We start from the raw sequence: 8,038 nt of genomic DNA, 5'->3' as shown, positions 1-8,038 counted from the left end.
GAGAACGACGAGCTCGACGAGGACAAGTGGCTCAGCAAGTACGTCGAGCTGCAGTTCCGCATCCCCGGCACCTCTTCGTGGTGGGCCGGTCAGACCACGTAGTCCGGGCTGACCTTGCGGAATCGGGTGCGCAGCTCGCCGTCCTCGAAGACGAGGGTGTCGGTGACGAAGCAGCTCGGGCCGACCATCGGCTCCGAGACACCCGGCCGGGTCTGCAGCACCACCGCGTAGTACTCGGTGCGCAGTGCGCCGTCGTCCTGGGGGAAGACCTGCAGCATGTTGAACCAGTGGCGGCGCTGCACCGGGTCGGCTGCGTGGCGGGTCGTCTGGTACTCGCGGATCGCGGCGGCGATCGCCTTCCGGCCCACCAGCGGGTCGGCGCCCGGACGGTGGTCGAAGACACCGTCCGCGGTGAACGAGCCGGCGAACTCCTCGGCCCGCATGGTGTCCAGGTGGCGTACCTGGCCGGCGTAGAACTGCTGCACCTGTGCGTAGATCTTGTTGATGTCGACGGTTGCCAGGGTCGGGCTGCTCACGGGAATCTCCTGAAGGTCAAGACGTCATGGGGGTGCGTTTCGTCGCGGACCGCACGGCCCGCTCCAAGACCTGTGCGGGGCTGGGCTGGCGGGCCATCTCCGCGCTCACCTCGGCGGCCGCGTCGGCGAACGCAGGCTCGGTGAGCAGCTGTTGGACCAGGGCACGCAGCCGCGGTCCGTCCGCTTCGGCCGGATCCAGCATCAGGCCGACCTTGCGGTCCACCACCCGCCGGGCCACCAGCGGATTGTCGGAGCCGCCGGGCAGGATCAGCTGCGGCACCGCGTAGTGCAGGGCGCTGGCCATCGTTCCGGAGCCGCCGTGGTGGACCACCAGCGAACAGGTGGACAGGAACGTCGACAGCGGCAGGAAGCCGGCGACCCGCACGTTGTCCGGGAGCTCGCCCAGCTTGGACAGGTCCGTGGAGTGGTCGGCCAGGATCACCTCCACGTCCAGCTCGCCCAGCCCGCGCAGCAGCGACGCCAGCGCGCCGCCGTCCGACAGCAGCGGGGTGACGGTGCCCAGCGTCAGGCAGATCCGCGGCCGCGCGGGCCGGGCCAGCGCCCATGCGGGCAGCTCCACCCCGCCGTTGAACGGCACGTACCGCATCGGCCACCACGGGACGCTGTCGCGGGCGTCCGGCTCGTCACGCTCCAGGCCGCCCATGCTCGGCGCCCGCGGGTCGATCCGGGCGATCAGGTCCGGCTCGCGGTCGCCGATGCCGAGCTCGGCACGCAGCGCCTGCACCACGGCAGAGTCGTCGGCGACGATCCCGCTGCGGTCGTTGTGGCCGGACGTGCCGGTCACCTCCGGGTCCCGCATCGACCACGAGACCCGGTTGCCGACCTCCAGGGCCGGGATGCCCAGCGCGACGGCCGCCATCCGCCCGGCCTGGTGGTCGGAGGTGTAGACGATCAGCTCGGCGCCGAAGTCGCGGCCCGCCTCGAGGGTGCCTTGGGTGGAGGCGAGCGTGAACAGCTCGAACGGCTTGAGCCGGCGGGCCAGCTCCCAGTAGCCGGTGGGCAGCTGCGGGTCGTCGAAGTCGGCCGACCCCTGCTCGGGGGCCTTGCCGGCGGCGGCCAGCATCAGGTCCGCGCCCACGTCCCGCTGCCGGAACACGTTCGCGATCGGCAGCCCCGACTCCGCCCCGACCTTCGTCATATAGGCGGTGGTCGCCACCAGGATCTCGTGCCCGGCGGCCCGCGCGGCCCACACCAGCGGAACCAGCGGCAGCATCAGCCCGTAGCCGGGCGCTGCGGCGAACAGGATCCTCATGAGCGCACCACCATCGCCGAGTTGTAGCCCCCGTTGCCGCGGGCCACGACCAGCGCGGTGCGCAGCTCGGTGTACCGCGGCCGGCCCGTCACCAGGTCGAGCCGGTAGGCGTCCGGCACATCGGTGACGTGCGCGGTGGCCGGGATGACCTGGTCGCGCAGCGACAGCAACGCGGCCACGACATCCAGCGGCGCCCCGCCCGCATACAGCCGCCCCGTCAAAGCCTTGGGCGCACTGACCGGCACACCCCGCGGACCGAACACCTCGGCCAGCGCGTCGGCCTCGACACGGTCCAGCTCCGGCACGCCGCTCGCGTCCGCGAACACCACATCCACCTCACCGGGCGCGACCCGCGCGTCCTTCAGCGCGCCGCGGATCGCGGCGGCCAGCGCCGGCGGCCTGCCCGAGCCCGGCCGGGGATCGAACGTGGCCGCATGCCCGGCGAGTTCGCCGTACACGGTGGCGCCCTCACGGGCGCGGGCCGCCTCGGCGTCCTGCAGGACCAGATACGCGCCGCCCTCGCCCGGCACGTACCCGCCGGCCGCCGCGTCGAAGGGCAGGAACGCGCGCCGCGGGTCGTCGACCTCGCTGATCCGGCCCGTCGCCAGGTGCGACACCCAGCCCCACGGGTCGTAGGAGGACTCCACGCCGCCCGCGATCGTCAGCGGCGTGCCACGGCGGATGGTGCGCCGCGCCAGCGCGAGCGCGTCCAGACCGCCCGACTGGTCGGCCACCAGCACACTGCCCGAGCCGCGCATGCCGTGGCGGATCGATATCTGCCCGGTGTTCGCCGCACAGAACCAGGCGAACGACTCGTACACGCTGACGCTCTCGGGCCCCTTGGTCCACAGCTTCTGGATCTCACGGTGGGTGAACTCGAAGCCGCCGTGCGCGTTGGAGGAGATCACGCCCATGTCGAGGTCGGGCACCGACGACAGGTCGATGCCCGCGTCCTCGATCGCCGCCTCTGCGGCCACCAGCGCCAGCCGGGTCACCCGGTCGGTCTGCGGCAGCAGCCGGCCCGGCAGCAGTTGCGCGGCCTTGAAGTCACGGATCTGCCCGGCCAGCCGCGAGGGGTAGCCGGAGGCGTCGAACCGCTCGAGCGGGCCGATGCCGCTGCGCTGCTCCAGCGTCGCCGTCCAGAACTCCTCGGTGGACTGACCGTTGGGGGCCATGACACCGAGGCCGGTGAACACCACTGTCATCGCGTCGCTCCTTGCAGCCTGCGCACAACCATCGCGCTCTGGAACCCGCCGAAGCCGCTGCCGACGGTCAACGCCGTGTCGACCCGCGCCTCGCGCGCCGTCACCGGCACGTAGTCGAGGTCGCACTCGGGGTCCTTCTCGTGCAGGTTCGCCGTCGGCGGGATGACCCCGTGCTCGATCGCCAGCGCGCAGGCGGCGATCTCGATGGAGCCGATCGCGCCGAGCGAGTGCCCGATCATCGACTTGATCGAGCTGACCGGCGTCGCATACGCGTGCTCGCCCAGCGCCCGCTTGAACGCGCCCGTCTCGTGCAGGTCGTTCTGCCGGGTGCCCGAACCGTGTGCGTTGATGTAGTCCAGGCCGTCGCGCTCGACGCGGCCCTCGTCCATCGCCGCGCCGATCGCCTCGGCCATCTCCCGGCCCTTGGGGCTCAGCCCCGTCATGTGGTAGCCGTTGCAGCGGTTGGCGTAGCCGGCGATCTCGCCGTAGATCCTCGCCCCGCGCCGCCGGGCGTGCTCCTCCTCCTCGAGGACGAACATGGCCGCCCCCTCGGCGATGACGAACCCGTTGCGGGTCGCGTCGAACGGGCGCGCCGCGGTGGCCGGCTCGTCGTTGCGCGGCGTCGTCGCCTTGATCGCGTCGAAGCAGGCGACCGCCAGCGGCGTGATCGCCGCCTCCGTCGCCCCCGCGAACACGACGTCCGCGCTGCCCTCGGCGATCAGCTGATGGGCGTTGCCGACCGCGTCGATGCCCGATGTGCAGCCGGTGGACACGGTGTTGACCGGCCCCTCCGCGCGCACGTCCCAGCCGACCTCGCCGGCGATCGTCGCCGGCGTGAAGTAGTCGAAAAGATGAGGGGAGGCGTAGTCCTGGTCGACCAGCCAGTTCCTGCCGGTGTCGGAGAGCACCAGGTACTCCCGCTCCAGGCTGGTGGCCGCGCCGATCGCGGTGCCCACGCTCACCCCGGTCCGCGCCGGGTCCAGCGCGTCCAGGTCGAGGCCGCTGTCCGCGAGCGCCTCGCGCACGGTGGCGACGGCGAACTGCGAGGCACGGTCCATGCGGCGGATCTCACGGTGGCTCAGGCCGTGCGCCGCCGCGTCGAAGTCGACCTCGCCGGCGACCTGCGAGCGGAACTCGGACGGGTCGAACGCGGCGATCCGGCGGGTCGCGGTGCGGCCGGCCGTCAGCAGGTCCCAGAACGCGTCCTTGCCCACACCGCCGGGGGCAAGGACACCGATCCCCGTGATGACCGTCCGGCGCCGCCCGCTCATGCGGCGGCGACGGACCGCGAAAGGTCCGCCACAGTGTCGAGCAGGACCCGCGGACTCTCCATGGTCGCGATGTCCTCGTCGGCGATCACCACACCGAACTCCTGCTTGATCCGGCCCGCGGTCTCCATCAGCGCCAGCGAGTCGTAACCGAGGTCGGCGAACGGGGTGTCCAGGATGTCCCCGTCCAGGCTCCCGGTCTCGTCCTCACCGGCGCACTCGACGAGGATCCTGCGGAGATCATCGATGGTCATGAAAATCTTCTCCCTCTCGTGAGCCGGCCCCGGTTGGCGGGGCGGCGGCATACCTTCCGGACTGTGCGGCGCAGCGCTACAGGTCCGCTTGAGCGGCGACGGACGGCCAGGCCGGCACATCGGTGAACTCCACGACCGCGGCCGACCAGGTGAAGCCACCGCCCACCCCCAGCACCAGCGCCCGCATGCCCTGCTCCGCGCGCCCGCTCTCCACCAGATGCGTCAGTCCCGCGAACTGGTCCCCGGCGCCCAGATGCCCGATCCCGCGGCTCCAGGACCACAGCGTCCGCTCCGGGTCGATGCCGTAACGGCGGAAGAAGTTCACATCCAGCCGGCGGCGCCCCAGATGCGGCAGCACGAAGACGTCGATGTCCGCCTGCTGCGCCTTGGCCTCATCGAGCGCCCGCTCGATCGTCTCGCTCTGCGCGTTCGCCATCCGGGCCACCGACCGCTGACCCTCCGGGGTCCGCAGATACACCCGCGTCGTCGCCTCGAAGTCGACCGGGCTGCGCACCGCCAGCGGCGCGTCACCCGGCGGGTCCTCGCCCCGGTGCATCTCCTCGAGGCCCGGCTCCGACACCAGCACCAGCGACACCAGACGCGCGAAACCCTGCCCGCGGGCCACCACCACGGCCGTCGCCCCGTCCGCCAGGACCGTGCCCGGATCGGTGCGCCAGCGGTCGATGCCCGGTGCGCAGAACCGGTCCGCCGTAGTGATCATCGCGGCGGGCGCGCCGGTCGCGGTCAGATGCGCGGCGGCCAGCTCGAGGGCGGCCATGCCGCCGTTCGACGTCTGGCGCACCTCCATCGCCGGGCACCGGTTGCCCACCCCCAGCCGCTGCACGTACGACGCCGGAGCCCACATGTCGTACCCCTGGTGGTACAGGGACGCGTGCAGGATCAGCGCGATGTCGTCCGGCACCACACCCGACCGCCCAAGGGCCCTGCGGGCCGCGGCGACCGCCATGTCCGGCGGGCTCTGGTCCCCGACCGTCACACCGCTGCTCTGCATCCGTTTCACGGACACCGCGTCGATCAGGCCGCGGCCGACCGCCACCTCGGCGGGCATCACCGCCGGCAGCTGTGTGGCGCACGCGCGCAGATAGACGTCGTCCCACCGCACCGTCGCATCCTCCCTGACATCCCGGCACCGCCACCGGCACCGGCCGCCGAGCCTCGCCGCGCGAAGTGGACCGGCCCTCGAGCCGCACTCGGACACCCACCGCGCCCCCACCGGCGATGGACCGGTCCTCGAGCGAACCTCCACGCACACCGGGCAGGTTGGGCGCCGACCACCCGCCGCACACCGCACTCGAGGAAAGGGCCCGCGCATGGACAGCCCGCCCCACGCGCCCCGGGACGCGGTGCTGCTGCTGCCCGGCCAGGGCGCGCAGTACCCGCGCATGGCCGCCGGACTCTACGACAGCGACCCCGCCTTCACCGACGCCGTCGACCAGTGCCTCGCCCTGTTCGACGACGGCCGCCGGCTGCGCGCCGACTGGCTCGGCGACCAGCCGTCCATCGGCATCGACGACGTACGCCGCGCCCAGCCGCTGCTGTTCACCCTCGACTACGCGCTCGGCCGCATGATCCTGTCCTGGGGCGTACGCCCCGCGGCCCTCCTCGGCCACAGCGTCGGCGAACTCGCCGCCGCGACCCTGGCCGGCGTGTTCACCCTCGAGGACGCGGTGGCCGTCATGCGCGACCGGGTCGCCCGCATCGCCCCCACCGAACCCGGCGGGCTGCTGACCGTCGCCGGCACCCCCGACGACGTACGCCCCTTCCTCGCCCGGCACCCCCAGATCGCCATCGGCGCCCTCAACGCCCCCCGCCAGACCGTCCTCGCCGGCCTCACCGGCCCGCTGGACGCCATCGCGGCCGACCTGCGCGACGCCGGGATCACCACCCTGCCGGTGGCCGCCCACCACCCCTTCCACAGCCCGGTCCTGGCACCCCTGTTCCAGGACCTGACCCTGTACCGGCAGATCACCGCCCGCCCGCCGGCCATCCCGCTGTGGTCCGCCTTCACCCGCACCCGGCTGGAAGCGGACACCGTCGCCGACCCGGCCCTGTGGGCGAGCCACCCCGTCGCCCCCGTCCACTTCTGGCCCACACTCGACAAGCTCCTGTCCACCGGCCGCCACCTGCTGGTGGAGACCGGACCCGGCAAGGGGCTCACCACGATCGCCTGCCGCCACCCGGCCGTGAAACTCGGCCACCACGCCGCCACCGCGCTGCTGCCCGCCCGCTCCCGCACCCCGGACGGTGACCTGCGCAACGCGGCCCACGTCCGGGACCTGCTGCACACCACCACCCCGGCACCGGCCCCCGCCCCCCAGCCGGCCTGACCCCGGGCCCCGACCCTGCGACCAGAAGGACACCGCTCATGCGCCTGGGAGTGAACCTCCCCTACCAGGGAGCCGGCGAACTGGCCCGCGAGGCCGAACGCCTCGACTACGACGTCGCGTTCGCCGCCGAAGGCCTCAAATCCGACGCCGTCAGCGTCCTGGGCCTGGCCGCGGGACAGACCAGCCGCATCGGCCTGGCCTCCGGCATCATGCAGATCCCCGCCCGCCCGCCCGGCGCCGCCGCCCTGAGCGCCGCCACCCTCCACGCCCTGAGCGGCGGCCGTTTCCGCCTCGGCCTCGGCGTGTCCAACCCACACGTCTCCGACGGCTGGTACGGCGTCGACTTCGCCCACCCCCTGGGCCGCACCCGCGAATACGTCGACATCGTCCGCCGCGCCCTGACCGGCGGCCCCGTCCGCTACGACGGCACGCACTACCGGCTCCCCGCCCACGGCCTCGGCGGCGCCCCGCTGACCATCCTCACCGAACGCCCCGAGAACCCCGTCCCCCTCTACCTCGGCGCGGTCGGCCCGCAGAGCCTGCGCCTGGCCGGGGAGATCGCCGACGGCTGGGTCAGCGGCTTCACCACCCCCCGGCTCGTCGCCGACTCCCTCACCCAGCTCGCCGCCGGCCGCGAACGCGCCGGAGGCACCCTCGACGGCTTCGAGGTCATCCCCTACGTCGCCGTCTCCGTCGCCGACGACCGGGCGCAGGCCGCCACCGCGCTGCGCACCCACTACACCCACCTGCTCGCCATCGGCGGCGCCGACAACTTCTACTGCCAACTCGCCCGCCGCATGGGCTTCGACGCCGGAATCGACACCTTCCAGACCCGCCTCGCCGCAGGCGACCGGCCCGGCGCCGCGGCCGCGATCCCCCTGGACTTCATCGACGCCACCGCCCTGCTGGGCCCCGTCGCCCGCATCGCGGACCGCCTGCACGCCTGGGCCGAGGCAGGCGTCACCACCCTCAGCGTCCTCATCTCCGCGAACGACACCTCCCTCGAGACCCGCGCACACACCCTGGCCGCCGCCGCCCAGGCCCTCGACAAGGCCGGCCTGCGCACCTGACAACCCGCGCCGGCCACATCCCGGACAGAAAAAGGCCCCCGGCCCCCGCCCCGTGCACAAAAACCCGAGGAACCGCCCGCGGTG

Annotated in this window: 8 protein-coding genes; 2 read left to right on the top strand and 6 right to left on the bottom strand. The window is 73.1% G+C overall.

The window, feature by feature from the left end:
* Positions 1-89 precede the first annotated feature (89 nt).
* The 6 genes from ABZ070_RS33580 to ABZ070_RS33555 form a co-directional block, all read right to left on the bottom strand.
* Entirely contained in the window at positions 90-536 is a 447-nt protein-coding gene (locus tag ABZ070_RS33580; protein ID WP_356639524.1) for a nuclear transport factor 2 family protein, read from the bottom strand.
* A gap of 16 nt (positions 537-552) precedes the next feature.
* Positions 553-1,809 carry a glycosyltransferase gene (locus ABZ070_RS33575; RefSeq protein ID WP_356639522.1) on the bottom strand — a complete coding sequence of 419 codons (1,257 nt, stop codon included), beginning with the start codon at positions 1,807-1,809 and terminating at the stop codon, positions 553-555.
* The gene (locus tag ABZ070_RS33570) at positions 1,806-3,014 is read right to left on the bottom strand and encodes a ketosynthase chain-length factor (protein WP_356639521.1); all 1,209 of its coding nucleotides are present in this window, start codon (positions 3,012-3,014) and stop codon (positions 1,806-1,808) included. Before ABZ070_RS33570 ends, ABZ070_RS33575 begins: the two co-directional genes overlap by 4 nt.
* Entirely contained in the window at positions 3,011-4,285 is a 1,275-nt protein-coding gene (locus tag ABZ070_RS33565; RefSeq protein WP_356639519.1) for a beta-ketoacyl-[acyl-carrier-protein] synthase family protein, read from the bottom strand. Before ABZ070_RS33565 ends, ABZ070_RS33570 begins: the two co-directional genes overlap by 4 nt.
* Positions 4,282-4,536 (bottom strand): acyl carrier protein, encoded by a 255-nt coding sequence (locus ABZ070_RS33560; protein WP_356639517.1) that lies wholly within the window; start codon positions 4,534-4,536, stop codon positions 4,282-4,284. Before ABZ070_RS33560 ends, ABZ070_RS33565 begins: the two co-directional genes overlap by 4 nt.
* Positions 4,537-4,612: 76 nt before the next feature.
* On the bottom strand, positions 4,613-5,659 hold the full coding sequence (locus ABZ070_RS33555; protein ID WP_356639515.1) for a ketoacyl-ACP synthase III family protein: 1,047 nt from the start codon (positions 5,657-5,659) through the stop codon (positions 4,613-4,615).
* Between the two features lie 208 nt (positions 5,660-5,867).
* Here ABZ070_RS33555 and ABZ070_RS33550 point away from each other — a divergent pair, with 208 nt between their 5' ends.
* Positions 5,868-6,884, top strand: a complete 1,017-nt coding sequence (locus ABZ070_RS33550; protein WP_356639513.1) for an acyltransferase domain-containing protein — start codon at positions 5,868-5,870, stop codon at positions 6,882-6,884.
* A gap of 38 nt (positions 6,885-6,922) precedes the next feature.
* Complete coding sequence (locus tag ABZ070_RS33545) at positions 6,923-7,954, top strand: LLM class flavin-dependent oxidoreductase (protein WP_356639511.1); 1,032 nt, start codon at positions 6,923-6,925, stop codon at positions 7,952-7,954.
* Positions 7,955-8,038 lie beyond the last annotated feature (84 nt).

Origin of the sequence: Streptomyces sp. NPDC006283 (genome assembly GCF_040613325.1) — a bacterium.
Classification (GTDB): domain Bacteria; phylum Actinomycetota; class Actinomycetes; order Streptomycetales; family Streptomycetaceae; genus Streptomyces.
Note: the sequence above shows the minus strand (reverse complement) of the source record. Positions and strands in the feature narration are given on the sequence as shown.